The sequence below is a fragment of the Chitinophaga arvensicola genome (assembly GCF_900110835.1).
GTDB lineage: Bacteria > Bacteroidota > Bacteroidia > Chitinophagales > Chitinophagaceae > Chitinophaga > Chitinophaga arvensicola.
Map to the genome: position 1 here is coordinate 1,174,943 of NZ_FOJG01000001.1, position 25,759 is coordinate 1,200,701.

The window sequence follows — 25,759 nt, forward strand, 5'->3', positions numbered from 1 at the left end:
ATCGGAGGAGAGATGGATACTATGACATTAGAACAACGTAAGAAAATACATCCGCATAAATATTCCCTATGGATTGCTATGGGTAGCATCACCATGATGTTTATCGGGTTTACCAGCGCTTACATTGTTAAAAGATCCCAGGCAAATTGGCTGGCATTTGAACTGCCGCATATTTTCTGGATATCCACTGCCGTAATTTTAACCAGCAGCTTAACCATTCACCTGGCTTTAAAGCAGTTTAAAGAAAGGAATATGCAGCGTTACAAGCAACTGATCACCCTTACCGCAGTATTGGGTGTAGTGTTTGCAGCCTGCCAGTGGATCGGATTTTCACAATTGAAATCTGCGGGACTGCCCCTCAACGGGCCCGTTTCCGCTTCATTTATTTATGTTATCGTAGGAGTGCACATGCTGCACGTACTGGGTGGTGTAGTTGCATTACTCGTTATGTTTGGCAGGGCTTACAGAACCCGTGTACGCACCTATAGTCCAGTTCCCATTGAAGTTGCCGCTACATACTGGCATTTCGTGGATGTACTGTGGATTTACCTGTTAATTTTTTTAAGTATCGCCAGATAAACTTTGTAAAATTTTATAAAACTAACAATGGATACAGCAGTTACAGCGAAGAAAAAATGGTGGGCCGGAGGATATTCTCCCTTTAATGTGAGCTATGGCAAGTTGATGATGTGGTACTTCCTGATGTCAGATGCGTTCACATTCGGCGCATTGTTGATAGCATATGGTACCATCCGGTTTTCCAGCCCATCCTGGCCTGATCCGAATGAAGTGTTCAAGTCCTTTCCCGGCATGGGCCATGCCAATTTGCCGTTGATGTTCGTGAGCTTGATGACCTTCATCCTCATCATGAGTTCTGTAACCATGGTACTGGCTGTACACGCCGGTCACATGAGAGATAAAAAAGCCGTAGCTAAATGGCTGATGTGGACCATCGTTGGTGGTATCGCGTTCCTGAGCTGCCAGGCCTGGGAGTGGACACACCTGTTCCACGAAGGTGCATGGTGGGGTCGTAATCCTTTCGCTAACGTAGATGGCACACAGGCTTCTACCAACTTTACCAACTTCTTCTTTACCATCACCGGCTTCCACGGTTTACACGTAACTTCCGGTGTGATATTGAATATCGTGATCCTCGCCAACGTACTGAAAGGTACCTATGAGCACAGAGGTCACTATGAAATGGTGGAAAAAGTAGGTCTGTACTGGCACTTTGTAGATCTGGTTTGGGTATTCGTATTCACCTGCTTCTACCTGCTTTGATCTTAAACAGGTAGCATCGTACAAGGTTTGTCACTTTTATTTGGAATCTGATTTTCGAATTAATTTAATTTAAATAGTAATGGAGCATACACACACTGCAGCGGGGCATGAAACTGCACACGCTGATTCTTCTACCAAAACTATCTGGAGAACATTCTGGATCCTGTTGTGTATCACAGTGTTTGAAGTAGGTCTGGCATTTTTACATCTGGAATACGGATTTCTTCCAAGAGTAGTACTCAACGCTATCTTCGTTGGTCTTACTGTACTGAAAGCTTTCTACATCGTGGCTGAATTCATGCACCTTGGTCATGAAATCAAAAACCTGATCCTGACTATATTAATTCCGTTACTGTTATTCGTATGGTTTATCATCGCTTTCCTTTATGAAGGTGATTCATGGAAAAACATGCGGAAAGACCTGAAACCAGGTACTCCGGTAGAAGCTGTGAAAATAGCTCCTGCGGAAAAACATCATTAATTTTATCATTAAAATATCAGGATCATCTCTCGCAGGGCTTTATTAGGAGTTTCATTGGCTATACTGGTGCCGCTTTTGGGTTATCTCATCGTAGATCACTATGGAAAAAATGTGGTTCCTGTACCCGGTTATTTCATCCCGGAAAGAGTAGATACGATCTCGGAAAATGGTAAAGTAACCTACGATACCGTTTTTCATAAGATCAGGGATTTCAATCTCACCAACCAACTCGGTGAACAGGTAAGCTTGAAAGACATGGAAGGAAAAGTATTACTGATTGATTTCTTTTTCACCTCCTGCCCAAGTATCTGTCCTACTTTAACAAAAAACCTGAAAAAGGTACAGAGCGCCTACGTAAAGAACGATTCTTTACTACAGATCCTCTCCTTTTCAGTAGATCCGGAAAGAGATACAGTAGACAAATTGCGTAAATACGCATATGATTACCAGATCAATCCGGATAACTGGTGGCTGCTCACCGGTAGTAAAAAAGAAATCTATGACCTCGCCAGGAACCAGTTCTATGTTTCTGTAGTAAAAGGAGATGGTGGTCCGGACGACTTTATACACACCGAAAAGCTGGTACTGATCGATAAAAACAGGAATATCAGGGGATACTATAACGGTCTGGATTCTAATGATGTGAAAAGATGTGCTGGCGATATCGCCATATTGCATCTGGCAAAAGATAGACACAGACCCGGTTTTGGAGCTTTCCTCAAAAAACTGTTCTCCGGAGAAAAGTAATAAATTATTATAAAGGAAAGGTGAATAAGGAAAGGTTGTTCGCCTTTCTTTATTCACCTTTTACATTTTAGTGGATATGGAACTTAAGAACAGAAATCTCAATACGCCTATTACCATCGTATCGATAGCTATACCTGCGCTGGTAGCGTTATTGTTCGTGTTGCCGAAGCCGGAAACACATCCGGGATTTGATATCCGGATCCTGCCCCTGTTCCATGCTATTCTCAATACCAGCACTGCTGTGCTATTACTCGCCAGCTTGTACTTTATCAAGAATGGCCAGGTAAAAGCACATAAAACCACCAATCTTATTGCGGTGGGGCTCTCTGCTATATTCCTGCTGTCTTATGTAACTTACCACGCACTGGCTACTGAAACCCGTTTCGGTGACCTGGACCACAACGGCATCGTAGATGCCGGTGAAAAAGCGGTATTAGGTGGCATCCGCTATCTCTACTACTTCCTGTTGCTGACACATATTGTCCTGGCTGCTGTGATTGTGCCACTGGTGCTCTTCACGTTGCTGCGCGGATTTCAGAACGATATTCCACGCCATCGTAAAATTGCCCGTATTACCTGGCCTATCTGGTTTTATGTGGCAGTGACCGGTGTGATTGTGTACATCATGATCTCTCCCTATTACCATTGATGGAATTAAGGAGATTTTTTAAGGCAGATAGCCTAATTTTGTTGGATCAAATAGTAATATTATGAAGAAGGCAGGTTTGTTTTTGCTGTCAGCGTTTTTGATGTTAATGAGTGGGTCTGTGATGGCACAGTGTTCCCTGTGTACAAAAACAGCCCAGCAGTTGGGCGAAGGTCCGGCAAAAGGTCTGAATAACGGGATCCTGATGTTGGCTTTAACACCACTGGCTATCATTGGCTTCCTGGCTTTCAGGTGGTGGAGAAGTAATAGCGAAGCCTGATCAGAATAACCCAAAATAACTATGATTACCTACAGAAAGGCGGATATCAAGGATATCCCGCAGTTAGTGCATTTGCGGCTGCAGTTTCTGAAAGAAATATACCCTAAGTCTGATAACTCCAAGGATACAGTGTTGACCGATCATCTCAGGGTCTACTTAACAGAACATCTCTCCAAAAATAATTACGTAAACTGGTTTGCTGAAATAGAAGGCAAGGTAGTGGCCAGTGCAGGCATTGTTTTTTACAATCAACCGCCACTGTACCACAACCTCGAAGGCAAAGTTGCCTATATCCTGAATGTATTTACGCTTCCCGAATTCCGTCGGAAAGGGATTGCAAAAGCGCTCCTGGAAAAGATCCTGGAAGAAGCAAAAGCGCGTAATACCGGTAAGGTAAGCTTACATACCAGCAAAGATGGCCGGTTATTATATGAACAGTTCGGATTTGTGGCAGGAGATAACGAAATGACCTGCCAGTTGCCCCGTATTCAGTAATAACGACTATTCTTCCCGAAGCTCAAAAACCGGACAATCAACCCGTAATCCACCATTATTCAGGGAAATTTTCAACTTATTGCAGTAGTGTCCTTTTTTCTCAGTGTAAGACTGACAATTAAAACACATGGGCTGGGTTGAAATCACCTCTTGCTGATTCAGTTGGTAAATCAGCTGCATCAGCTGCTCCAGTAAGCCAGACTGATCTTTGGCAGATAATTGCGCTACAGTTTCCTGTAACGGATCCGCAAAACGTTCTACTTTTTTTGCAACAGCCCTTCCTTCCTTTACCAGGTGCAGGGTATGGCTGCGAGTGTCTGTGGGACTTGCTTTGCGTGTCAGATAGTTCTTCTGTTCTAAAGATTTCACTGCGTCACTGATCGTGGCTTTGGTCATGTTGAAATACGATGCCAACGTGGTTACAGTACGTTTTTCCTCCGGGTAATGCAGTAAAAAGGTAAGTACCTGAATCTGTATGGGACTGAGTCCATACTGGGTGGCTTCCTGCCATAATAATACGCGGAAGGCTTCTGATAATCGCTCCAGGGAGGCCACTACTTTACTAGGTGTGTTTTCTGCCTGCTGTGCAGGGCTGAATGTGGAAACTTTCCCCATATTTTCTTGCTGTCCTTAATAGTTAGTTAGTGAGGCAAGGTACAATATTAATATATGGTGTGAAATAGCATATTAGTGACATTCCTTGGTAAATCCGGATATTTCTAGTGACAACCTTCCAGCTCGTGTATATAATACCTTTTTGACGGATCTGCGCCTCCCAGCGCGGTATTATTTCAGTGAGATGGCAAAAGCGGCAATCCTTTTGGGAAACAATCAACCCCTCCCCTTTTTTCGTTTGAAGCCAGGTATTACCATATACCAATACTTCCTCAAATGGGGTTTCTTTTGTGACGATGATATCAAAATGCAGATATCCTCCATCTCTTTTCTTTACATAAGTGTCGAAAACAGCAACTTCCATCAGAATACTTTTGATGCTAACGTGAATGGTTATACTAAAATAGAGGATGTTGAGGCGAAGGGTATACCCACAACAATACACTGAAACTAACTGCCTTGAACCAGGCCTGTTGCATACGCTCCACATCCGTTGAGGGATGACCATGTGTGTTTAAATAGGGTCTGCCTGCTTCCGTTATCGGGTATATGAAAGATGACAAATAACGTAAATATACCAATGGCAGAGGCTCCATATCATTGTCTGCTTCAGGCCGCACCTGTGCAGCTATCCGCTTCTCAAACTGCCACCATGATTGGCCCTCCTGACGGGTACACAACGCACGTATCCACTTGCGGAACTGCGGGCGGAGCGATTGAAGATATTCCATATCCGGTGCACCATCCCGCGTAAAATAATGCGCGAGATAGTTGTTTTTTAAGATAGCATGATACCAGGTATCCAGTATATCCTCCGTATGTGCCGCCAGAATGTTTCCCGCCATTATCAGGTATTGCTCGTCTTCATTGGTGAATAATAACATTCTCTTTAGTCTGACCAATGTTTGTGCATCAAGTGAAGAATGGGGGTTATCAGCTCCTGCTGTGCCATGATGCATAGCGTCATTCATATATTTTATTTTGGTTTCCGTCACGGATTGGTTATTACAAATATAATAAGGTTGCCTAACTAAAAAAATAATATAATGACGTATACTCTTAAACGTTAGATAATAAATATATTATTAAAATATTATTTGTGATTCTACCTTGAACTATATAGCTTTGATATTCTTGCTGATAACATCCCCCTCATGAGGAATAGATTGTATAACATTAACAAAAACGGATGGCCGCTGACGCCGGCACTTCCACCTGAAACCGAAGAAGCAGTACCAACGGGCATTTCCCGTGCATTATATCTTTCTGTAGTTGCCATGTTGATAGCAGCTATCGGAGCAGCCACAGCCTGGTTAATAGCTTATCTTGTTCATACGTTTTCCTCACTGCTCTATTATGGGGAATTAAACGCTGCAGATGGACCCGGAAACACGGAGCTGGGACCACCAATGATATTTATACCTGTGGCAGGCGCTGCATTGCTCATCTTGCTGAAGAGGTACACCTCTCCGTTGCTGCGTGCTATTGGGTTATCTGTTGCCATCGGCGCAGGCAATCCTCTCGGTTCAGAAAGCGCAGGTATGTTGTTTAATGGCGGCCTCGGAAACCTCAGTGGTAAATTACTCCGCTTCAACAACGCGGAATGCAGCATCCTTTTTATAGCCGGTATGTGCAGCGCGCTCGGCAGCTTCTTTGGCGCACCAATAGCAGCAGTAATCCTTGGACTGGAGATCATGCTGACCACCTATACGGTGGCCAATGTATTACCATTGATAACAGCTGCTGCCACAGCAGGATTGGCCAGTTACCTTTTCAGAGAGGGACGTCCGTTCCTGGAGTTTACAGATCTGCCTGCCATGAATACAAATGCCATCATCGTTTATGCTGCTATCGCACTGATCGTGGGAGCATGGGCGCGTCTCGGCAGCTGGTTATACCTGTTAACAGGAAAATGGTTCGGAAAGCTAACGATGCGTAGTAACTGGTACTTGCTATTGGCTGCATTACCGGTGGGAATCATCGGTTACATATCTCCCAGGATTTTAGGTACAGGTAATGGCGATCTACGTGATCTGTTGCTGGCACACGTTACACTATCTATTCTTTTTTCGCTGGCTTTATTGAAATGGATCGCCTGGCTTTTCTTTTCGGGCGCCAACAAAACAGGAAGCGGGATCCTTCCTTTGCTCATTACCGGCGGGGCCGCCGGATTATTGATAGGTGTAATTATTCAGTTACTCTTCCCTGCTGTAGTAATGAATACGGGCATTATTGTGCTGGTAGGCATGAGCGCTATGGTGGCAGGTACATCACGGGCATTGTTTACTACCATAGTACTGATGCTGGAACTGACGCATCAGACCAATGCTGTACTACCCGCAATCATAGCCTGTATAATAGCTTACAGTATTGCTGTTATAAAACGCAGAACAGCGCAAAGCATATAGTCGCTTTGCGCTGCTGGTTATTTTTATTTATTCATGACCCGATACAAACTTCAGTCCTACAATAGATCCGATTAACAGCATCAGGAAAAAGATCCGCAACATCGCTGCGGGTTCTTTAAAGAAGATCATACCTGCAATAGCAGTACCTGCTGCGCCAATGCCGGTCCATACCGCATATGAAGTGCCTATAGGAAGACCGCCGTTGATCGCCTTGTTCAAAAAGAAAAAGCTCAAACAGATACAGATACCGAAACTCACGGAAGGCCACAGTCTGGTAAAGTTCTCGGAATACTTTAATGAAATAGTAAAGCCTATTTCAAACAGTCCACCAATGACAAGGAATAACCAAGGCATAATTACTGAATTTAGAAAGTAAAAAAAATATATTAGAAATGAATGGGTATGAAAAGCCCGTTCTCTGAGGATCAGAGACCGTAATTAAACACTGCGTAAGTGAGAGATATGCCGAATGAAGTAAAACGCATGCGGCAAAGGTAACAAAAAAAAATTAATCGATCCGGCGAAGTGCTTCCCTGGTACTGAGAGCTGCCAGCGTGTTTGTTTCCACAAACCTGCGAACGCTGTTGGGGTTGGTTTTGGAATACTCCCGTAAAGCCCACCCAATGGCCTTCTGGATAAAAAACTCTTTGGATTGCGCACACTGTTTTATATAGCGGAATAACAGTTGCTCATCCGTATGTTTTTTATAACTGTTCTGATGTATGATAGCGACGCGTTGTAACCACATGTTGTCGCTGTTGATCCACCGGTTGGTGATGGAAAGCCGGTGCTCCGGGAATTTTTTAAACCAGGGCCCTACCAGGCAGGACACGATGGAATCTACAGTATCCCACCACGATTTATGCAGGATCATAAATTCGAAGAGGGTGATATCTTCCGCCCGCCATTCTTTATGCAACAACTGCATGATATCTATGGCAGCGTATTGATATTCCCGCTCAGGCTTTTTCCAAAGCGCTTTTATCAACGCAGGCATTTCCACAATGGCAGGTAATCCGTATTCCGCTTTTAATCCTTTAGTGATTGCCCGGCGTTCCGGAGATTTAATACCAAGAAATTCAAACTGATCGCGCATATAGGCTTTCATCGCTGCCGCGTTGCTGGGATTGCCCACCATCACGTAAGCATCCGTGATAAAAGGAAGATAGCGCATGTATGATTAACTTTTGGTGCCGATATAACGGTAAAGATTAAACGTTTTTTGTTGAAGCTGCTCCTGTATCTCCTGTTGAAGGATTTGTTTGGAAATATTTTTCATCCGGCGGTGCTGAATCAGCTGCCATGCTTTTTCCGCGAGGAGTAAAATATGTTTTTGTTGTTGATGGGAAACAATAGCATGGTGCTTTTCAATAGCGCTGATAATTTCGTGTATCCCTGACTGTTGGGTAGCTATTGATTTGATCACCGGAATTTCCCAGTCGCCATAATGTTTGCTATGTGCCAGCAACCGCAGATTTTTGACAAAGGCATCCGCATTGTCTCTGTCTGCCTTGTTTACAATAAAGATGTCTGCAATCTCCATCAGGCCTGCTTTCATGGTCTGAATTTCGTCTCCGGCTTCCGGAACTACTACCACAACAGTTGTATCTGCCACGCCGGCTATTTCTACTTCACTTTGTCCTACTCCCACCGTTTCAATAAACAGGTAGTCGAATCCAGCAGCCTTGATGAGATCGCTGACTTCTATGATTTTCGGACTCAGGCCGCCAAGCGCGCCTCTGCTCGCCATAGAGCGGATGAATACCTTTGGATGATTGAAATGCTGACTCATACGGATCCGGTCGCCCAGCAAGGCGCCGAAATTAAATGGGGAAGACGGGTCCACCGCAATGATGGCCACGCTTTTATCCTGTTCCAGTAACCGGGTGATGAGTGCATTAACAAGCGTACTTTTGCCTGCCCCCGGCGGGCCGGTAATACCTACTACTTTGGTATGATCGTTTACCGGTACCTGTTCCAGCAGCTCCTCATAGCCCTGCGCTTCATTTTCCACCAGGGAAATGCATCGGGCCAGTGATTTTATATGTCCGTTTAAGAGATCGGGTATATACTGCTGGTACATTTTACTGTTTACAGAATTTAAAAGAACAAAAATAAGCGGTTATACCTGTTTATGCGATCAGGGAACGATAAATATCAAGGTATTGTTCTCCTATTTCCTCCCACCTGAAACTATCTGCGTGCTTTTTAAGCGCCTCCATGGGTTGGGTGGCTTCGTAATGCGCCATGCCTTTGTTGAAAACATCCCGCATATACGCCGGTTCAAAGTTTTCAAAATAGTAGGCGAGGTCGCCACCTATCTCCGGTAAACTGGTTTTGTTGGATAAAAAGACAGGCTTGCCATAATGCATGGCCTCAATAACCGGGATGCCGAAGCCTTCTGCTATAGAGGGGAATATAAAGGCAGTACAATTGCTGAAATACCAGTATTTGCTTTTTTCATCAATGGGGCCTATGATTTTAACCCGGTGCTGTACCCCGTAAAGGGCGGCTTCTTTCAGGATCTGCTTTTGGTAGGAAGTATTTGCATTGCCGGCAATGATCAATTCATAATCGTTGCCTTCCAGCAGGCGCGGGATCACATGAAAATTTTTCTTGGGTAAGATAGTACCGATGGTAAAAAGAAATGGTTTGGAAGGCCGATATAACGGATCATTAAATCCCGGGAATGACTTTACATCACAACCGTTATAAATGACACTTATGGGCGTATTTCCAATATTAAGATGCTGTAACACATCTTGTTTTACATAATTTGAAATAGTGATAAGATGATCTGCTTTATCCACCATCCGTTGCACTTTGGCCAGTTGGCCGGCTATACGATGTTTGTAATTCGGCTTATATAAAAAATTCAGATCATGTATAGTCAATACCCGCTTAATATCCGGTGATTCAGGTGCATAATCGGATAGCTGGTAGGTAGTATGCCATAATTGAATGTCCTTCGAGTAGGGCATCCATAGTTTATGCCATAACTTTTGTTTATAGTGAGCCTGATCAGAGAAAACAGTTTCCTGATAGGATGGCAAATAGAAGTACAACTCCTCGGGGGGAGTGATCAGCTTCAGTAAAGTCTGGCCAAGTTCGCTGCAATAAGTATATAGACCGTTATTCGGATATTTCATTCTCTCACAGTCTATCACAAATCTTGGCATGTTAATCGGTTTGAATAATTGTCAGGTATATATTTATATATAACTAAATGCTTAAGCGAAGATATTACAACTTTTTACGAAAAAGAGATAATTATCTTTCGGTCTTTATATCATCCTGGCGTATATTGGTCGTCAGTCCCACGGGATTAAATATTACAGATGACTAATTTTATTTCCATATTTCCGCTAGGAATTGTTGTGTACCCGGGAGAACAATTAAACCTTCATGTTTTCGAACCCCGGTATAAGCAATTAATCGTCGCCAGCCTGGCGGAGCAAAAGCCGTTTGGTATTCCAGTTGTAATAAATAAAAAAATTATGGAATATGGAACACTGGTGCAAATAAAAAAGGTAGAAAAAATGTATGATAATGGAGAAATGGACATTATCACTGTGGGAGACAGCATTTTTAGGGTATTGGAACATGTTCCTGACATCCCGGAGAAGCTTTATGCCGGAGCAATAGTAAATTATCCGGAAAACAACGACGCCGGCAACGGCCGCCTGCTTCAGGAGGTATTGCATGGTGTAAGGGAACTACACGCCATCCTTCAGATCCATAAGTCATTCAAAAAGGAAGACAGCCAGCTCTGTTCTTACGATCTGGCGCATCACTCGGGCCTGTCGCTCGACGAAGAATATGAACTCCTCCATCTTTTCTATGAAACGCAGCGCCTGGAATACCTGAAACGCCACCTGCATAAGGTAATCCCCATGATGGCGGAAATGGAAAAGCTGAAAGAGCGTGTACAGCTCAACGGGCACTTCCGGAACTTATCTGCTGATAATTTATAATTTTTTTGGAAGATGCTTACCTGGTATGCTTTTCAGTCCGGTAATACCGGAACTTTAACGTGCATTTAACAGGTGGTATTTTTGTTTTTTTTGCTTCCCGCCTTAAAAAGTAGATATTTGCAGACCCATATTTTCACTGGAATAAGGGCTTAAACTCAATTCTGATACTCAATGCATTGGACAAAAGTCAGTATTCTTTGCCTGGTAGGAAGTTTTTTTCTGCTGGCAAATAAGGCTATCGCACAGGACAACTCACCATATTCCCGCTACGGATTAGGAGATCTGCATAACAACCAGAACACGGTGAACCGTGGTATGGGAGGCGTTTCTCAGGCTTATAGTGATCCACAGTCAGTAAACTTTATTAATCCGGCCAGCTATTCCAGCCTCGTACTCACCACTTTTGATGTGGGTGTAGAAGGTGGCGCCCGCTCTATTACAGACCAGGGTGCAAAGTTCAGTTCCGGATTTGGTACCCTCTCCTACCTGCAGCTGGGTATTCCTATTATTGCCAATAAATGGGGGCTGAACCTGGGTTTACGTCCGGTAACACGGGTGAGCTATAACATTCAGGAATCTTCCACAGGTACATTTTTCGATACTTCAAGAATTCCACTGACCAGCAAATATGAAGGCAGCGGTGGTCTTTATCAGCTGTATGCCGGTACTGGTGTCCGTTTTGGTAATTTCAGCATTGGTGCAAATCTGGGTTACCTGTTTGGTAACATAGAAAACCACACCCGTCTTACTTTCCCGGACCCAACAACTTACGCATCCCATCGCCTGTTCCGTACTTCTTACAATAGTTTCTTCTATAAAGTGGGTGTACAATACCGGGCTAAGCTGAAATCGGATCTGGACCTCACTTTCGGTGCGTCCGGAAGCTTGAAGCAGAATATGCACGCCCGTCAGGAAGTGCTGAACGAAACCCTTCAATACGACGCCTCTTCCAATAACTACGTTACCCAGGATACTGTGAAGTATGCAAAGGGGGACAGAGGCACGGTGGTATATCCGGAAGAATTTGGTGGTGGTATTATGCTCCGCAAATTGGATAAGTGGGTGATTGGTATCGATTATAATTCCAGCATGTGGGAGAACTATAAAAACTTCGGTAACAAGGATTCTCTTCAAAATTCCTGGAAACTATCCATCGGAGGCCAGTTTGTACCCAATGCCATGGCATTGAGCGGTTACTGGAACCGGGTGGCTTATCGCCTTGGTGGTTATTATGGAAAGGATTACCTGCAACTGGCAGGCGTAACGATGCCTACCATTGGCTTTACAGTAGGTGCAGGATTGCCAGTACGCCGTTTGCCTTACTCTAATCAGTATAGCATGGTAAATGTGGCTTTTGAAGTAGCACACAGAGGAAACAATGAAACGGTACTGAAGGAAAATGTGTACCGCATATCATTGGGCTTTACGCTGAGCGACAAATGGTTCATCAAACGTAAGTACGAATAAAAATTTTGCACGTATAAAGGAGCGGAGATATAAGCTAAGTTTAAACACTGACTACGCTTATATCTCCGCTTCGTTTTAGGGAAAGCTTATAGCGAATTCCTATCTTTGAAACATTATCCATTCAAATGATTAAAAGAACCATCTTATTTTTTATTATAGCCATTGCCGTTAGTAGCTGTGAAAATGATATTCAGGCTGTTATGGAACTGGATTCTAAAAAAGCCGCCACCGAAAACGGGCAGGATATTGTAATCATCTTCAGTCAGGGAGGAAAGGTAAATGCAAAGCTAACAGGACCTACCATGGAACGTGGCCTGGACAAACCTACCTACGTAGCCTTTAACAATGGTCTGAAACTCCTGATGTATAATGATACCCTCGGCCTGGAAAGTACCCTGACCGCCAAAAAGGGAAAGTTCCTGGAAGATGATGGAGATGTGTTCCTGTCAGATAGCGTAGTGGTCATCAACAAAAAAGGCGAACGACTGGATACCAAAGAACTAAACTGGGATCCAAAACGAAAACTATTCTATTCTACAAAGGAAGTATTTATCAAAACGCCCACCGACTCTCTCCATGGATGGGGGCTGGAAGCGAATCAGGATTTCAGCGAAAAGAAAATATTAAAAGTAAGCGGCCCCATCACCGTACAGGATAGCACTACTACCCTGAATTGATCCGGCTAACGTTATTACATATACGAAAGAACCCCACCTCTGCAGGTGGGGTTCTTTCGCTTTAACCTATTTTTTAACCTAAAATTTGCGATAGAAAGTCAATAATTATGCCAGACTCCCCTATTCCCCGACCATTTATAACATTTAAAGATCCCCTTTCGGGGTTGCTGAAAAAGTTGGAGATGCCTATATTCGGCCAAACAAAAGTGTAATCATGGAAACTATTAGCTGGCCCGATTTTGAAAAAGTAGAAATGAGAGTAGGCACCATCCTGGAAGCCAACGATTTTCCCAAAGCCCGTAATCCCTCTTATCAGCTGGTCATAGATTTTGGACCGGAAATCGGTATAAGGAAATCCTCCGCGCAGATTACCCACCTTTATCAGAAAGAAGACCTGATCGGAAAACAGGTGATCGCCGTGGTGAACTTCCCGCCAAAGCAAATTGCCAACTTTATGTCGGAATGCCTCGTTTTAGGTGCTGTTGGCGATAAAAAGGAAATAACACTCATTCACCCGGACATGAAAGTGAGCAACGGACAACGCATAGCATAATTAAAATGAATAAATAAACCGCTAAACTTTACTCCTATCTATTAACCAGCTGATAATGAATATTTATTAATTCTAATTCTATTTTTTAATAATATTATTATTAAAATAATATAATAAGATATTATCGATTATCATCAGTTTACGAACAATAATACATCGTTCACGGAAATGAAGCATGGAACTAAATTCGGCGATATATCTTTGTTCTAGGTTTTTCATAGGATATGGTTAAAATTATTACAAGGGCGGTATTCTTACCACCCTTTTTTTTTGCTTTTACCACCCGGATTGGCGAAAATCAGGAAAATACCTTCCTAAACATGCAAGTAATCTGAAAATCAATATATTATAGGGGAATCGACACATGTCTGGTTATCATGAAGCGTTTTTTGCTCCTATACGTTCACCCTCTCTTTTGATACGTTTACCGGATAAAATATATCGTTCACTAGAATGGAGATCGCAGTCTGATAAAATTCGGCCACCTTTGGTATAGGTTTTTCAATAAAGATATGGTTAAAATTTTTCGGGGCTGTAGTCTTGCAGCCCTGTTTCTTTTTTAAGACCTCCCACTTTCTCTTCTTTCCCTTCCTTTTTATTTTCAGAAACACACTAACAGCAGTACGGCCCAACAAACAGCGTATATCTGTGTGTCAGGCCGTAATGGTTTATATCCTGGGTAAATTTACCTGATAAACTGCTCCGGATAAGATTTATCCAACAGATGATTATAGATAAAACGATAAGACTCACCGGATGAATGCACGCTTTTTAAGCCACCCCATCCATGACGTTCGCCAGGATACAGCATAAACTCAAAATGCTTGTTCAGATTTTCCAGTTTATCGATCAGTTGAATACAATTCTGCATGTGCACGTTATCGTCCATTGTACCGTGTACAATACGGATCAACCCTTTATATTTATCTGCATAGGTCATTACAGATGTTGCTTTATAGCCTTCAGGATTCTCCGCAGGGCTATCCATGTAGCGCTCGGTATAGTGGCTATCATATAACTGCCAGTCAGTAACCGCATAATTGGCCATACCGAAGTTAAATACATCCGCACCGTAGGTAAGCGCCATACAGGTCATATATCCGCCAAAGCTGCCTCCTGTCATACATACCTTGTTGGTGTCTGTCCATGGCTGGGACCGAAGCCAGATAGCCGCATCCATATAATCTTCAATTTCATGTTTACCCATCTGGCGGTGAATATAGTTCATCCCCATTTTGCCCAACTGACCGCTGCTGCGGTTGTCGATGGCCACCTGGATCACACCTTCCTGCGCCCACCACTGCTGTACATTGCCAAACTTCCAGGTATCGTATACGGTACCTGCATTCGGCCCACCATAGATGCTGATGAGGATAGGGTATTTTTTACCTGGCTGCAAATGCACCGGCATGGTGATCGTCATCGGTAATTCCAAGCCATCGCGGGTTTTGTAGGTTTTTAATTCAGTTTTAGCGAGATTGAAATCCGCAAAGTTGGCTCCTTTGCTGTCACCCAGTTCCCGTATCAGCTTACCATTGTTATCGAGCAAGGCCATTTTTGAAGGCGTTTGCAGGTTGGAGTAAGTGGTAATGAAATACTTACCTCCCGGCGCCAGCTTGATCACGTTGTTATAGTCGCCATTGGTTAACCGTGTCATCACACCGGTTTTCATGCTCACTTTATACAGGTCAAAACGGGTCGATGCTTCTTTTCTGGCAAGGAAGTATACGAGTTGATTCTTATCATCTATTTGTAATACTTCTTTTACAGTCCAGTTGCCGGAGGTCAGCTGCTTTTTCAGGGAGCCGTCCATATTATACAGGTAAAGGTGCGACCAGCCTGTTTTATCGCTTTGCAGCAGGAAGCCTTTGTTGTTTTGTACGAAAGGAACGGCGTCAAACCAGTCAATCCAGGTTTTTTGCTTTTCATCATACACTTCCTTTTTAGCACCGCTTTTGGGATTGATGCTGTAGATCTTCAGGTTATCCTGGCCACGGTTCATCCACTGCATCCAGAGTTGCTGGCTGTCGTCAGTCCAGAAGGGTGTGCCGAAGTACTGGTCGTCATTTTCGTTGAAGTCGGCCCATACGGTGGCGCCACCGTTAACAGGCACTACGCCCACTTTTACGGTTGGATTAGGATCACCAGCTTTTGGGTAACGTGTGTTTTCCAGGTAGCCATGCTGGCCCTTTTCGCTGTAAATGGGGAAAACCGGCACTTTGCTGTCGTTAAAGTGCATATAGGCGATCTGCCGGCTGTTGGGGCTCCACCAGAACGCACGGTAATGTGTAGGGCGGCCCAGAATTTCTTCATAATATACCCAGGATGCCCAACCATTATATACTACATCGGAACCGTCGGTGGTATAACGGGTTTCCTTTTTGGTGGCTATTTCCACGCTGTAAAGGTCATTGTTGCGGGTGAAGGCCACATATTTCCCATCGGGAGAAAGCGTAGGGTTTTTTTCTTCGGCCGCATCGTTGGTTAAGCGGATGCTGCTGCCATCTGCCGCCTTATAAAACACATCTTTTTCGCGCACTTCTACACTGGGGCCATCTACCGGCGCTGTATAAATAGTGGCTTTTCCGGAACGGGCATCTACCGACCATGCCTGCATACGGCCATTGGCAGGATCTGGGCGCATTTCGAGATAATGCTCTCCGTCCGACCATTCCCTGATCGCTGGAAGCGGTTTGGTGATATTGGTAGACTTGCCTTTAAAAGCCTGTTCATAGGTAATGTCCTGCTTTTGCTGGGCCTGCAAACCGGGAGCGGTCAGTAACAGCAAGGCCACGGTGCAGATTGTGGTTGGCTTACACCATTGTTCGCTTTTCATCATGAGTATATCAGGTGAGTTTTTGTTGTACTTAGCGGGCGAAAATAAGCATAACTCAAAAATAGCCATCACAATTTACATAAACGGACGCCCGGCAAAAACCGGGAATGAAGTAAATACCACCACTTATGAAGGAATTCCCCGCGCCGGTTAAATGGGGCTGAAAATAGCAGTGGAAGCGGTTATCTTTAATATGGTTTTCATAGGATATGGTCAAAAAATAAGAGGGCTGTAGTCTTACAGCCCTTTTTACTATTTTTGCACTCCATTAGTGCAATAAATTACTACATGACACAATTATCTGAGCAAGAGATTATACGCCGGGAAAAATTACAGGAACTGCATAACTTAGGTATAGACCCCTACCCTGCAGCTGAATACCCGGTTAATGATACTTCCGTAAATATAAAAACAAACTATTCGGAAGAAACGAAGGAACAATTCCAGGAAGTATGTCTGGCCGGACGGGTTATGAGCGTACGTGATATGGGAAAAGCTGCCTTTGCAGTGATCCAGGACAGCGTAGGCCGTATACAGGTATACATCCGCCGGGACGATATCTGCCCCGGGGAAGATAAGTCACTCTACGACGTTGTTTTCAAGAAATTGCTGGATATCAGCGACTTTATAGGCATTAAAGGATACGCTTTCATCACTAAAACCGGTGAAACCTCCGTTCACGCCAGAGAAATTACCATCTTGTCCAAATCACTCCGCCCTCTTCCGGTAGTAAAAGCCAAGGAAGGCGAAGTATTCGATGAAGTAACCGATCCGGAATTCAAATACCGTCAGCGCTACGTTGACCTGGTGATCAATCCTGAGGTAAAAGAGGTTTTTATCAAACGTACCCGGATCATGCAAACTATCCGTGATTTCTACAACAACCTGGGTTACCTGGAAGTAGAAACACCGATCCTGCAGCCAATTCCCGGCGGCGCTACCGCGCGTCCGTTTATCACGCACCACAATGCGCTGGATATGCCGCTCTACCTGCGTATAGCCAACGAGTTATACCTCAAACGCCTCATCGTAGGTGGTTTTGAAGGTGTATACGAGTTCGCAAAAGATTTCCGTAACGAAGGAATGGACCGTACACATAACCCGGAATTTACCGTAATGGAAATGTATGCGGCATATAAAGATTACGAATGGATGATGCGCACCACAGAATCCCTGCTGGAGAAAATCGCCCTCACCCTGCACGGTACCACCGTAGTTCAGGTTGGTGATAAAAGCATTGATTTCAAAGCACCATTCCGCCGTGTATCCATGTACGAAGCTATCCAGGAACATACCGGTTTCGATATCGCCGCTATGGACGAAGCACAGCTCCGCGATGTCTGCAAACAACTGGGCATCCACGTAGACGCTAAGTTCGGTAAGGCTAAACTGATCGACGAAATATTCGGTGAAAAATGCGAAGGCAACTACATCCAGCCTACTTTCATTACCGATTATCCGGTAGAAATGAGCCCACTCACCAAGAAACATCGTAGCAAAGCCGGTCTGGTAGAGCGTTTTGAGTTGATGGTAAATGGTAAGGAAATCGCCAACGCCTACAGTGAACTGAACGATCCGATCGATCAGCGCGAACGCTTTGAAGAACAGGTGAAACTGATGGAACGCGGAGATGATGAAGCGATGTATATCGACTACGATTTCCTGCGTGCCCTGGAATATGGTATGCCACCTACCTCCGGTATCGGTATCGGAATAGATCGCTTAACCATGCTGATGACGAATCAGCCATCTATCCAGGATGTACTTTTCTTCCCGCAAATGAAGCCGGAACAACAGAAATAGTAATAATAACAGCATAAAAACAGGAAAGCGGATCACATTATGATCCGCTTTCCTGTTTTTATAAGGCGCAAAAAGTGGCATTAAATTTTCATGAAGCGTTCATATACCGTCGCACATCGTTAACTTTAAGTAGTGCTTATTAGTATCTAAAAATTAGCCCATATGAAAACAATATTAGTACCCACTGATTTTTCTGATACCGCTTACAATGCTGCCACATATGCCATTTCCCTTGGAAATAGCCTGGGCGCCACCCGCATTGTTTTGTACCACGCATATGAGCTGATTGTACCCATTCCGGATGTTCCCACCATGATTCCAATGGTAAATCCGGATGATCTGAGAGCCGCCAGCCTGGAAGGATTGGAGAAAATGAAGAAAGAACTGAGCGCACTCGCGCAGGAAGGTACTTCCCTGCTTACCCGTGCAGACAACACCCTGCTGGCAGCCACTATTGAAGAGGTTTGCAAAAATGAAGAGGTCGACCTTATCGTGATGGGCATCACAGGAGGCAGTAAACTCGAAGAAGTACTGGTAGGTTCCAATACCATCGACGTGGTGAAAAATACCAGCTACCCCGTACTGGTGATCCCCGGATCTGCCAGGTATAAACCGATAGAAAAAATTGTTTTCGCAGCTGATCTCCGTAAAGTCGCCGAAACAACACCCATAGAACCCCTGAAAAAACTGCTGCATATTTTTAATGCAGAATTGCATGTCATCAATATTGATCATGAAAGCAGGCATTTCAGTACCGATACACCTTTTGAAACATTGATGCTTGATACGCTCCTGGAAGATTTTCATCCGGAATATCATTTCATAGATAATCCTAATGTAGTGGGAGGAATTGTCGAATTTGCAGAGGAAAATAAGGCGGATCTTATTCTAACTATTCCAAAGAAACACGGGTTGTTTGAAAGTATATTCAAACGCAGCCGCACATCAAAGTTGGCTTATCAAACACAGATACCCCTGTTGACTTTACACGAATAATTTATACTTTTGAAAGATATTAATATTTATAATAACACTATGCTTAAACGTTCATTATTGGTACTGCTGGGCTTTTTCAGCCTGCAGGCAACTCAGGCCCAACTCCTGAAGAAACTGGGTAAACAGCTGGAAACCGCCACCAACAAAAGCAGCACCAGTAACAGTAGCGGCACTTCTCTCGCCGGATTAACAGAAGGAGACGCAGGATCTGCAATTAAAGAAGCCTTATCCAAAGGAGTGGCAGCAGGGATTGCCAAACTCAATAAAACAGATGGTTTCTTCGGAAGCGATGTGTATAAATTATTATTACCGGAAGATGCTGTGAAGATCGGCAACACTTTACGCGCTATCGGCCTGGGCAGCCAGGTGGATAAAGCCATCCTGCAGATTAACCGCTCAGCGGAGAAAGCAGTGGGATATGCCGCTCCTATCTTCGTAGGCGCCATTAAACAAATGACCCTTACCGACGCCGTGAACCTGGTAAAAGGAGGCAATACCTCCGCTACCGACTACTTTAAAAGTAAAACCACGGATTCCCTGAAAACCGCTTTCCTGCCTGTAATCAGGAAAACGTTGGATAGTACCAGCGCCACCCGTTACTATACTGATATCGTAAACAACTACAACAAACTGCCTACTACTTTCAATAAAGTGAATCCTGATCTGCAGGACTACGTAACCACCATGGCCGTAAACGCTTTATTTGATCAGATCGCAAAAGAAGAACTAGCCATCCGCGCTAATCCGGCCGCCAGGACTACCGACTTGTTAAAGAAGGTATTCGGCGCGAAATAGCAGTATCGCTTTAAAATAAATAACAGCCGGCTCATAACGAGCCGGCTGCTTTGTTTTATCCCCTCTCTGCTTTAAGGCCGTAATACCGTAAATAAATAATTTCCTGCTTCCGATGCGGTAAAAGAGAATGTTCCTTTGTCGTCCGTATTAATTAACAACATATTGCCACCGGGATTTTTGCCTCCTTTCACCACAATACCACCAATAGGACTACCTGCCGCCATATTGCTCTCATTCCGTCGTGATTTAGTGCTGGATACCCCTTTCTCGCTAATGCTTTTGCCGGCTGGTTGCTCAGGTGCGGTAATAGTGAATACATAATCACCTGCTTCGAGGTTGTTTAATTCCAACTGGCCTTTATCATTGGTGATAGCTGTTATCATGTTACCACCCGGATTTTTGCCGCCTTTCACCACAATACCGCCAATAGGAGTTCCCGCTACCATATTGTTTTCATTTCTTTTTGATTTGGTACTGGACACTCCTTTTGTGCTGATGCTTTTGCCCGCTGGCTCTCCGCCCGGATTCTCTGCTATACTGATCTCATTTCTTCTGGACTTGGTGCTGGACACACCTTTCTCACTGATACTTTTCCCCGCTGGTTCGTCCACAGTATTTTTTAGTCCATTATCTCCCGGTTTGGTCACTTTACCTTTCAAACGCCTGCTGCTGCCAAAACTCCAGCTGGCGCCTATGCTCACATTCGCTTGCTGGTACCGGCTTTCACTCCCCTTTTCCACCATTTTTCCGGTTGTGAGCTGCATGGATTCATATGTGCTTTTTTCATTGAAACCGCCTGCTGGCTTTAAATAGTTTTGTGTAGTGGTGATAACAGGTCCCAGGTGAATGGCGCCGGCTGCATAAACACTGAAATGCGGACTTAGTGCATAACTGATCTTTAACTGAGGAATGGTGATAAAGCCATTGCTGTTGCTGGAAGACAGATTCCTTAATGTTACGCTTTCAGTAGTACCATTGCTGGCCACCATACTGTTTTGTGTAAACCCTTTTTGAGACAGGGAAAAGTAACCGCCGCTCATAGCAGGAGAGATAGTAACGCCACCAAGGGTAATATCTGCCTGTAAACCGGCAAAACCACTGTAGCTATGGCTTGTACCCTGCTGCTGTGTGGTAATGTTCAGCGCATCATTGTATAACCGGTAAGATGATTTTAAATCGTTTTCATCAGGAGTTAAGCTTTTAGCGGTGGCATATTCACCTCCGGCTATCACACCAAGGGCAAATTTACCACTACCTTTTATGGAACCATCCCATCCCTTGCGTAAGAAAGGAACAAATACCTGGGTTTGTATATGATAACCATCACCGAGGAAGGCGTTGGTTTTTAAGCCGGAGGAAGTTGTGCTGATACCGCCACCCACAGCAACAGTGACAGGGTTTTGTGCGGTGGCGGTAGTGAAAGCAGATAAGAATAAAACGGTAAGTATATTTTTCTTCATAACAAAGCAGCGTTATTTTAATGTCCCGCTACATTGTTATATCAACAGGGGGAAGTATTTGTTACCCCCTTGCTGTTAAAGGATGCTGCCGGCTGTCAGGAGTACCTGCCAGGCCGCTGCTACCTTGCCTTCCGTCAGTAGTTTTTTGGCATAATGGTGCAGTTCTTTTTCCATTTCATCCGGTGTGACGCTGTAATACTGGATAATATTTTTGAGATGATGATCCTCAAAGGTGGCGTCCACAAAGGGCACTTCATGCACATTCCCCAGCTGCCCCAGGTCGTTGCCGGTAAGAATGGTACTTTGGCGGATGGCCAACGGTAATGCATCTACGCCGATGCCCAGTTTGGTATTGGGCTTGGCTACTTCAAACACGGCATCGCCGGAAGCGCGGCAATAGTAGTCGCCTCCCATACGGGCTACCAGGTCTATTTTATGCGGATCTATTCTGCCATTCAGGTCCAGGATGTCTTCATTGATATGCAGCATCACCGGTTCACAGATCACCAGGTTGCCGGCGCCGCCGCCTTGCCCGGTTTCAATGATCTGTTTTACAATACATTCCATCTGCACCGGGCTTTCTTTTACCCGGAATGGCTGTACTTTTTCAGATTTCAGCGGCGTGAAACCAGCTTTTTCAAACTCGTTTACTCCTACCGGGTACTCGCAACTGGCCAGGGAGGCCTGTTGTACCATGGCATAGTTTACTACGTTGATCACCACTTCTTTGGTGGCATATACATTTTCCAGTGTATGCTTCACCGTATTATCGCGTACCCGCCGTGCCGGTGAAAAGATCAGCGTTGGCGGATTGGAGCCAAATACGTTAAAGAAGCTGAAGGGAGAAAGATTTGGCTGGCCGTCTGCATCAATGGTGCTGGCAAAGCAAATGGGACGCGGTGACACCGCGCCCAGCAGGTAAGCATGCAGCTCACTTGTTTTTATCTGTGATGGATCTATCTGCATGGTTATGCTTTTTTCTTAAGTGCCAGCAGGGAGAAGTCCGTATCTTCTTTTACAATGGTGTTGGACAGGATGCCTAATCCGCTTACTTCCATCTCTACCACGTCGCCGGGTTGCAGCCATTGTTCGGTATAGTCAGGATCATTCAGTTTACCGGTACCGTTGAGTTCCAGGAAACAGCCGGTACCCACGGTGCCGCTGCCTATTACATCACCTGGCAGAATATTTACGCCATAGGCACAACGTTCTACGATCTCTGCAAAAGTCCAGTCCATATCTCCCATATTGCCTTCGCTCACGGGGATGCCATTTACTTTGCAGGTCATTTTCAGGTTGAAGTTATTGCCGGTATGTCCTTCTTTGGCAGGTATTTTCAATGATTCGAGTTCATCGGGCGTTACCAGCATAGGGCCTATTACAGTGCTGAAATCCTTGCCTTTGGCGGGGCCCAGGTTCAGGAGCATTTCTTCCATCTGCAGGGTACGGGCGCTCATGTCGTTCATGATCATGTAACCACCGATGTAGTCATCTGCTTCTGCTGCGGTAATATTGCGTCCGGCTTTACATATCACCACGGCCACTTCCAGTTCAAAATCGAGTTTCTCGAAATGATCCGGCATACAGAGAATTTCGCCGGGTCCCTGGATGGCGTTATGATTGGTAAAATAAAAAATCGGGTATTGATCAAATTCAGGGATCATAGGCACTTTGCGGTTGCGGCGCGCTGCGGCTACGTGCTGGCGGAAGGCGTATCCATCCCGGCAGGAGGTGGGGAATGGCACCGGTGAAAGGAGTTGTACACTGTTTACAGCAATACCAACAGCGCTACCGGGATTTTTACCGGCTTTCAGCAAGGCATCGGCCTGTTTGGCAATGTCTATCACATCTTCCCACATCATCAGGAACATACCCATATTATTGGGCAGATCAGGATGTAATTCCTGTGTGTGATATAACAAACCATCCACCAGGATGGCCAGTTGATCTGTTTCCTCTCTTAAATAGCTTACTAGTTTCATGGTTTGGTAATTGTTCTGGTTGTATGAAGGACCAAATATAAGAATGGCGGGTAAAAACGGCTGCTATTTTTTTAGCGGCTGACGGCTATTTACTTTATATTTATAGACAGAACCACCTTTATGCGTCGCTGTTTGCTGCTACTCCTGCTGTATAGCCTGTTGTTGGTAGTGCAGGGCCAACCCCGCACAGATACCATGCTGAGAAACCTGTTGTTACGGGAGGCTTCCCCGGCGCTGCAACACATCCTGCAATACCCCGATTCCTTCCGCTACCAGTTGATTTACACACAGATCGACCGTGATGCCAATAACATTCCGCATTTTAAAAACTACTGCCTGGCGGTAGATGCCCATCAATATTTCAATCCTGCCAGTACGGTAAAATTACCGATAGCCCTGCTGGCGTTGGAAAAGCTCCATGAATTACAACGGCCGGGGCTCACCCGGAATACGCCTATGCTGACCGATAGCGCCCGCCCCTCACAGGTAACTGTGCATACAGACAGCACTGCCCTGAACGGATTGCCATCCATCGCACAGTATATCAAAAAAATATTCCTCATCAGCGATAATGATGCCTATAGCAGGTTGTACGAGTTTGTAGGTCAGCAGGCTATCCATCAGCAATTATGGGCAAAGGGGTACAAAGATGTACGGATCGTGCGCCGCTTTATGCCACTCACGGAAGAAGAAAACAGGTATACCAATCCGGTGCGTTTTGTGGATAACGGGAAGACGATATACGAACAGCCGGAGGCCTACGACACCCTGACCTTCGATTACAGCCGTTCTGTGAGCCTTGGCCAGGGATACCTGGATAAAGACGATAAGCTGGTATTTCTGCCAATGGATTTTACGAAACATAATAATCTCCCGTTGTCAGACCTGCAGCGGCTGCTGCAAACGACTTTATTTCCGGAAAGTGTGCCGGTACCGGAGCGGTTTAATATCTCCGGAGATGATTACCGCTTTTTATACCACTATATGTCGGCATACCCTTCCGAAACTTCCTCGCCAAAATATGATACCGCAGAGTACTACAATAGTTTTACAAAATTCTTTTTTTTCAAGGCCGGGAGAAAGAACATTCCGCCATACATGCGTGTATTTAATAAGGCTGGCTGGTCATATGGGTTCCTGACGGATGCCGCCTATATCGTTGACTTTAAACACAAGACCGAATTTATGCTCACCGGTACCATTTACGTAAACCGGGACGGTATATTGAATGATAATAAATATGAATATGAGGAAATGGGCCACCCTTTTTTCAGGGAAGTGGGGGAAATAATTTACAGGTACGAGTTACAGCGCAGCAAAAGGCATCAGCCAGACCTGCAGCATTTCAGGATCAACTATGAGGACTAATGACGCGGGATAAATATAAATTATACCCTTATAGACTGATGGGTTGAGCGAAATAATACATGAACGTTGTATTTTTGCGTTTCCATAATGACAGCCATCTTTAAAAATGCGCATCATTTTTGACATGGCTGCCAGGGTTAATAAATAAGGAAGGTTTTATTCATATCCCGTAACTGCATTCTAAAATTTGGGAGCTATGAAGTTTGAAAAGATTAAGAACAAAGGACAGGCAAGATTATTTGAAAGCCAGTATCTGGAGATGCTGACAAAGACGCATCCATTGGTGATCTGGGGGCTCTATTTGCCTATTATTGGCTATATGCTCTATTATAGCCACAATACCTTAGGCTTTACACCGGGTACAGTAGCCGGTATATTCTTCGGGGCCATGTTTTTCTGGTCGTTTTTTGAGTATATCATGCACCGGTTTATGTTTCACTTTGCGAGCGACAGCCCGAGGGTGCAACGTTTTATTTATGTAATGCATGGTAATCACCAGGAGTACCCGAGAGACAAACAACGTTTATTTATGCCTCCGGTACCCAGTCTGATACTGGCTTCCGCCATTTTTGGGGTGCAATATATCTTCCTGCGCGAAATCACTTTTATGTTTTTCCCCGGATTTATACTTGGATACCTGATCTATGGCAGCATGCACTACGCCATTCATGCATGGAATCCGCCTTTCCGGTTTATGAAGCCGCTGTGGCGCAACCATCACCTGCATCACTACAAAAGTGAAGACAGGGGGTTTGGTGTGAGTTCATCTGTATGGGACCATGTTTTCGGTACCTTCTTTGATCTCGAAAAAGAGAAGGAAGACAAGGAAAAAGTAAAGGAACTGACTTTTTAAAAAGTAAAAAAGAAGGGTGATGCTCAGCATCACCCTTCTTTT

At 44.6% G+C, this 25,759-nt stretch carries 28 protein-coding genes; 17 read left to right on the forward strand and 11 right to left on the reverse strand.

Annotated elements, in window-relative coordinates; genetic code table 11:
* Window positions 1-12 precede the first annotated feature (12 nt).
* The 7 genes from BMW79_RS05010 to BMW79_RS05040 all read left to right on the forward strand — a co-directional run bounded on the left by BMW79_RS05010 (window position 13) and on the right by BMW79_RS05040 (window position 3,930).
* The gene (locus BMW79_RS05010) at window positions 13-579 is read left to right on the forward strand and encodes a cytochrome c oxidase subunit 3 (protein WP_089891365.1); all 567 of its coding nucleotides are present in this window, start codon (window positions 13-15) and stop codon (window positions 577-579) included.
* 27 nt (window positions 580-606) lie between these two features.
* Window positions 607-1,281 carry a cytochrome c oxidase subunit 3 gene (locus tag BMW79_RS05015; protein WP_089891368.1) on the forward strand — a complete coding sequence of 225 codons (675 nt, stop codon included), beginning with the start codon at window positions 607-609 and terminating at the stop codon, window positions 1,279-1,281.
* Window positions 1,282-1,360: 79 nt separating this feature from the next.
* Window positions 1,361-1,762, forward strand: a complete 402-nt coding sequence (locus tag BMW79_RS05020) for a cytochrome C oxidase subunit IV family protein (RefSeq protein ID WP_089891371.1) — start codon at window positions 1,361-1,363, stop codon at window positions 1,760-1,762.
* Between the two features lie 54 nt (window positions 1,763-1,816).
* Complete coding sequence (locus BMW79_RS05025) at window positions 1,817-2,509, forward strand: SCO family protein (protein ID WP_177192043.1); 693 nt, start codon at window positions 1,817-1,819, stop codon at window positions 2,507-2,509.
* Between the two features lie 76 nt (window positions 2,510-2,585).
* Window positions 2,586-3,158: a DUF420 domain-containing protein gene (locus BMW79_RS05030; protein WP_089891377.1), complete on the forward strand. Its 573-nt coding sequence runs from the start codon at window positions 2,586-2,588 to the stop codon at window positions 3,156-3,158.
* Window positions 3,159-3,219: 61 nt separating this feature from the next.
* Window positions 3,220-3,435 (forward strand): hypothetical protein, encoded by a 216-nt coding sequence (locus BMW79_RS05035; RefSeq protein ID WP_089891380.1) that lies wholly within the window; start codon window positions 3,220-3,222, stop codon window positions 3,433-3,435.
* Between the two features lie 21 nt (window positions 3,436-3,456).
* A complete protein-coding gene (locus BMW79_RS05040) occupies window positions 3,457-3,930 on the forward strand; it encodes a GNAT family N-acetyltransferase (protein WP_089891383.1) in 474 nt (157 codons plus the stop codon).
* Window positions 3,931-3,936: 6 nt separating this feature from the next.
* Here BMW79_RS05040 and BMW79_RS05045 read toward each other — a convergent pair whose 3' ends face one another.
* Genes BMW79_RS05045 through BMW79_RS05055 form a run of 3 tightly spaced genes read right to left on the reverse strand, consistent with a single transcriptional unit; the run spans window position 3,937 to window position 5,516 of the window.
* On the reverse strand, window positions 3,937-4,545 hold the full coding sequence (locus BMW79_RS05045; protein ID WP_089891385.1) for a MarR family winged helix-turn-helix transcriptional regulator: 609 nt from the start codon (window positions 4,543-4,545) through the stop codon (window positions 3,937-3,939).
* A 22-nt stretch (window positions 4,546-4,567) separates the two neighbouring features.
* Window positions 4,568-4,909, reverse strand: coding sequence for a DUF2024 family protein (locus BMW79_RS05050; RefSeq protein ID WP_218150280.1), 342 nt, complete (start codon window positions 4,907-4,909; stop codon window positions 4,568-4,570).
* 34 nt (window positions 4,910-4,943) lie between these two features.
* On the reverse strand, window positions 4,944-5,516 hold the full coding sequence (locus tag BMW79_RS05055) for a protoglobin domain-containing protein (protein ID WP_089891388.1): 573 nt from the start codon (window positions 5,514-5,516) through the stop codon (window positions 4,944-4,946).
* A gap of 183 nt (window positions 5,517-5,699) precedes the next feature.
* On the opposite strand from BMW79_RS05055, the gene BMW79_RS05060 reads away from it, so the two are divergent.
* Window positions 5,700-6,953, forward strand: coding sequence for a chloride channel protein (locus tag BMW79_RS05060; protein WP_089891391.1), 1,254 nt, complete (start codon window positions 5,700-5,702; stop codon window positions 6,951-6,953).
* 27 nt (window positions 6,954-6,980) lie between these two features.
* Here BMW79_RS05060 and BMW79_RS05065 read toward each other — a convergent pair whose 3' ends face one another.
* From BMW79_RS05065 to BMW79_RS05080, 4 genes are all read right to left on the reverse strand, one after another.
* Entirely contained in the window at window positions 6,981-7,307 is a 327-nt protein-coding gene (locus BMW79_RS05065) for a DMT family transporter (RefSeq protein WP_089891394.1), read from the reverse strand.
* Between the two features lie 154 nt (window positions 7,308-7,461).
* Window positions 7,462-8,127: a DNA alkylation repair protein gene (locus BMW79_RS05070; protein ID WP_089891397.1), complete on the reverse strand. Its 666-nt coding sequence runs from the start codon at window positions 8,125-8,127 to the stop codon at window positions 7,462-7,464.
* A 6-nt stretch (window positions 8,128-8,133) separates the two neighbouring features.
* A complete protein-coding gene (gene meaB / locus BMW79_RS05075) occupies window positions 8,134-9,036 on the reverse strand; it encodes a methylmalonyl Co-A mutase-associated GTPase MeaB (RefSeq protein ID WP_089891400.1) in 903 nt (300 codons plus the stop codon).
* Between the two features lie 49 nt (window positions 9,037-9,085).
* Window positions 9,086-10,132, reverse strand: a complete 1,047-nt coding sequence (locus BMW79_RS05080; protein WP_089891403.1) for a glycosyltransferase family 4 protein — start codon at window positions 10,130-10,132, stop codon at window positions 9,086-9,088.
* Between the two features lie 159 nt (window positions 10,133-10,291).
* Between BMW79_RS05080 and BMW79_RS05085 the strand changes: the two genes are divergently transcribed.
* The 4 genes from BMW79_RS05085 to BMW79_RS05100 all read left to right on the forward strand — a co-directional run bounded on the left by BMW79_RS05085 (window position 10,292) and on the right by BMW79_RS05100 (window position 13,624).
* Window positions 10,292-10,927 carry an LON peptidase substrate-binding domain-containing protein gene (locus BMW79_RS05085; RefSeq protein WP_089891405.1) on the forward strand — a complete coding sequence of 212 codons (636 nt, stop codon included), beginning with the start codon at window positions 10,292-10,294 and terminating at the stop codon, window positions 10,925-10,927.
* Between the two features lie 171 nt (window positions 10,928-11,098).
* On the forward strand, window positions 11,099-12,394 hold the full coding sequence (locus tag BMW79_RS05090) for a hypothetical protein (RefSeq protein WP_089891408.1): 1,296 nt from the start codon (window positions 11,099-11,101) through the stop codon (window positions 12,392-12,394).
* A 200-nt stretch (window positions 12,395-12,594) separates the two neighbouring features.
* Window positions 12,595-13,071, forward strand: coding sequence for an LPS export ABC transporter periplasmic protein LptC (lptC, locus tag BMW79_RS05095; protein WP_177192044.1), 477 nt, complete (start codon window positions 12,595-12,597; stop codon window positions 13,069-13,071).
* Window positions 13,072-13,285: 214 nt separating this feature from the next.
* Window positions 13,286-13,624 (forward strand): tRNA-binding protein, encoded by a 339-nt coding sequence (locus tag BMW79_RS05100; RefSeq protein WP_089891412.1) that lies wholly within the window; start codon window positions 13,286-13,288, stop codon window positions 13,622-13,624.
* A 685-nt stretch (window positions 13,625-14,309) separates the two neighbouring features.
* On the opposite strand, the gene BMW79_RS05110 is transcribed toward BMW79_RS05100, so the two are convergent.
* Window positions 14,310-16,463, reverse strand: a complete 2,154-nt coding sequence (locus tag BMW79_RS05110; protein WP_245752382.1) for a S9 family peptidase — start codon at window positions 16,461-16,463, stop codon at window positions 14,310-14,312.
* Between the two features lie 285 nt (window positions 16,464-16,748).
* Here BMW79_RS05110 and lysS point away from each other — a divergent pair, with 285 nt between their 5' ends.
* The 3 genes from lysS to BMW79_RS05125 all read left to right on the forward strand — a co-directional run bounded on the left by lysS (window position 16,749) and on the right by BMW79_RS05125 (window position 20,054).
* A complete protein-coding gene (lysS, locus tag BMW79_RS05115) occupies window positions 16,749-18,263 on the forward strand; it encodes a lysine--tRNA ligase (protein WP_089891417.1) in 1,515 nt (504 codons plus the stop codon).
* Window positions 18,264-18,425: 162 nt separating this feature from the next.
* Window positions 18,426-19,259 (forward strand): universal stress protein, encoded by an 834-nt coding sequence (locus tag BMW79_RS05120; RefSeq protein ID WP_089891420.1) that lies wholly within the window; start codon window positions 18,426-18,428, stop codon window positions 19,257-19,259.
* A gap of 39 nt (window positions 19,260-19,298) precedes the next feature.
* Window positions 19,299-20,054 (forward strand): DUF4197 domain-containing protein, encoded by a 756-nt coding sequence (locus BMW79_RS05125; RefSeq protein WP_089896783.1) that lies wholly within the window; start codon window positions 19,299-19,301, stop codon window positions 20,052-20,054.
* Window positions 20,055-20,125: 71 nt separating this feature from the next.
* Here BMW79_RS05125 and BMW79_RS05130 read toward each other — a convergent pair whose 3' ends face one another.
* From BMW79_RS05130 to BMW79_RS05140, 3 genes are all read right to left on the reverse strand, one after another.
* Window positions 20,126-21,514, reverse strand: coding sequence for a hypothetical protein (locus tag BMW79_RS05130; RefSeq protein ID WP_089891422.1), 1,389 nt, complete (start codon window positions 21,512-21,514; stop codon window positions 20,126-20,128).
* 75 nt (window positions 21,515-21,589) lie between these two features.
* Window positions 21,590-22,480 carry a flavin reductase family protein gene (locus BMW79_RS05135; RefSeq protein WP_089891425.1) on the reverse strand — a complete coding sequence of 297 codons (891 nt, stop codon included), beginning with the start codon at window positions 22,478-22,480 and terminating at the stop codon, window positions 21,590-21,592.
* 2 nt (window positions 22,481-22,482) lie between these two features.
* Window positions 22,483-23,496, reverse strand: coding sequence for a fumarylacetoacetate hydrolase family protein (locus BMW79_RS05140; RefSeq protein WP_089891428.1), 1,014 nt, complete (start codon window positions 23,494-23,496; stop codon window positions 22,483-22,485).
* A 120-nt stretch (window positions 23,497-23,616) separates the two neighbouring features.
* Between BMW79_RS05140 and BMW79_RS05145 the strand changes: the two genes are divergently transcribed.
* Window positions 23,617-24,864, forward strand: coding sequence for a serine hydrolase (locus BMW79_RS05145; protein WP_089891431.1), 1,248 nt, complete (start codon window positions 23,617-23,619; stop codon window positions 24,862-24,864).
* Between the two features lie 196 nt (window positions 24,865-25,060).
* Window positions 25,061-25,717, forward strand: a complete 657-nt coding sequence (locus BMW79_RS05150) for a sterol desaturase family protein (RefSeq protein ID WP_089891434.1) — start codon at window positions 25,061-25,063, stop codon at window positions 25,715-25,717.
* Window positions 25,718-25,759: the final 42 nt, after the last annotated feature.

Bases quoted from the DNA above. Each gene is read 5' to 3' on its own strand.
- BMW79_RS05090 (WP_089891408.1), top strand. From the start codon at position 11,099: ATGCATTGGACAAAAGTCAGTATTCTTTGCCTGGTAGGAAGTTTTTTT.
- BMW79_RS05120 (WP_089891420.1), top strand. From the start codon at position 18,426: ATGAAAACAATATTAGTACCCACTGATTTTTCTGATACCGCTTACAAT.
- BMW79_RS05030 (WP_089891377.1), top strand. From the start codon at position 2,586: ATGGAACTTAAGAACAGAAATCTCAATACGCCTATTACCATCGTATCG.
- BMW79_RS05035 (WP_089891380.1), top strand. From the start codon at position 3,220: ATGAAGAAGGCAGGTTTGTTTTTGCTGTCAGCGTTTTTGATGTTAATG.
- BMW79_RS05065 (WP_089891394.1), bottom strand. From the start codon at position 7,307: ATGCCTTGGTTATTCCTTGTCATTGGTGGACTGTTTGAAATAGGCTTT.
- BMW79_RS05010 (WP_089891365.1), top strand. From the start codon at position 13: ATGGATACTATGACATTAGAACAACGTAAGAAAATACATCCGCATAAA.
- BMW79_RS05145 (WP_089891431.1), top strand. From the start codon at position 23,617: ATGCGTCGCTGTTTGCTGCTACTCCTGCTGTATAGCCTGTTGTTGGTA.
- BMW79_RS05085 (WP_089891405.1), top strand. From the start codon at position 10,292: ATGACTAATTTTATTTCCATATTTCCGCTAGGAATTGTTGTGTACCCG.
- BMW79_RS05125 (WP_089896783.1), top strand. From the start codon at position 19,299: ATGCTTAAACGTTCATTATTGGTACTGCTGGGCTTTTTCAGCCTGCAG.
- lysS (WP_089891417.1), top strand. From the start codon at position 16,749: ATGACACAATTATCTGAGCAAGAGATTATACGCCGGGAAAAATTACAG.
- BMW79_RS05060 (WP_089891391.1), top strand. From the start codon at position 5,700: ATGAGGAATAGATTGTATAACATTAACAAAAACGGATGGCCGCTGACG.
- meaB (WP_089891400.1), bottom strand. From the start codon at position 9,036: ATGTACCAGCAGTATATACCCGATCTCTTAAACGGACATATAAAATCA.
- BMW79_RS05055 (WP_089891388.1), bottom strand. From the start codon at position 5,516: ATGAATGACGCTATGCATCATGGCACAGCAGGAGCTGATAACCCCCAT.
- BMW79_RS05045 (WP_089891385.1), bottom strand. From the start codon at position 4,545: ATGGGGAAAGTTTCCACATTCAGCCCTGCACAGCAGGCAGAAAACACA.
- lptC (WP_177192044.1), top strand. From the start codon at position 12,595: ATGGAACTGGATTCTAAAAAAGCCGCCACCGAAAACGGGCAGGATATT.
- BMW79_RS05070 (WP_089891397.1), bottom strand. From the start codon at position 8,127: ATGCGCTATCTTCCTTTTATCACGGATGCTTACGTGATGGTGGGCAAT.
- BMW79_RS05040 (WP_089891383.1), top strand. From the start codon at position 3,457: ATGATTACCTACAGAAAGGCGGATATCAAGGATATCCCGCAGTTAGTG.
- BMW79_RS05020 (WP_089891371.1), top strand. From the start codon at position 1,361: ATGGAGCATACACACACTGCAGCGGGGCATGAAACTGCACACGCTGAT.
- BMW79_RS05130 (WP_089891422.1), bottom strand. From the start codon at position 21,514: ATGAAGAAAAATATACTTACCGTTTTATTCTTATCTGCTTTCACTACC.
- BMW79_RS05080 (WP_089891403.1), bottom strand. From the start codon at position 10,132: ATGCCAAGATTTGTGATAGACTGTGAGAGAATGAAATATCCGAATAAC.
- BMW79_RS05050 (WP_218150280.1), bottom strand. From the start codon at position 4,909: ATGGAAGTTGCTGTTTTCGACACTTATGTAAAGAAAAGAGATGGAGGA.
- BMW79_RS05100 (WP_089891412.1), top strand. From the start codon at position 13,286: ATGGAAACTATTAGCTGGCCCGATTTTGAAAAAGTAGAAATGAGAGTA.
- BMW79_RS05015 (WP_089891368.1), top strand. From the start codon at position 607: ATGGATACAGCAGTTACAGCGAAGAAAAAATGGTGGGCCGGAGGATAT.
- BMW79_RS05150 (WP_089891434.1), top strand. From the start codon at position 25,061: ATGAAGTTTGAAAAGATTAAGAACAAAGGACAGGCAAGATTATTTGAA.
- BMW79_RS05135 (WP_089891425.1), bottom strand. From the start codon at position 22,480: ATGCAGATAGATCCATCACAGATAAAAACAAGTGAGCTGCATGCTTAC.
- BMW79_RS05140 (WP_089891428.1), bottom strand. From the start codon at position 23,496: ATGAAACTAGTAAGCTATTTAAGAGAGGAAACAGATCAACTGGCCATC.
- BMW79_RS05110 (WP_245752382.1), bottom strand. From the start codon at position 16,463: ATGATGAAAAGCGAACAATGGTGTAAGCCAACCACAATCTGCACCGTG.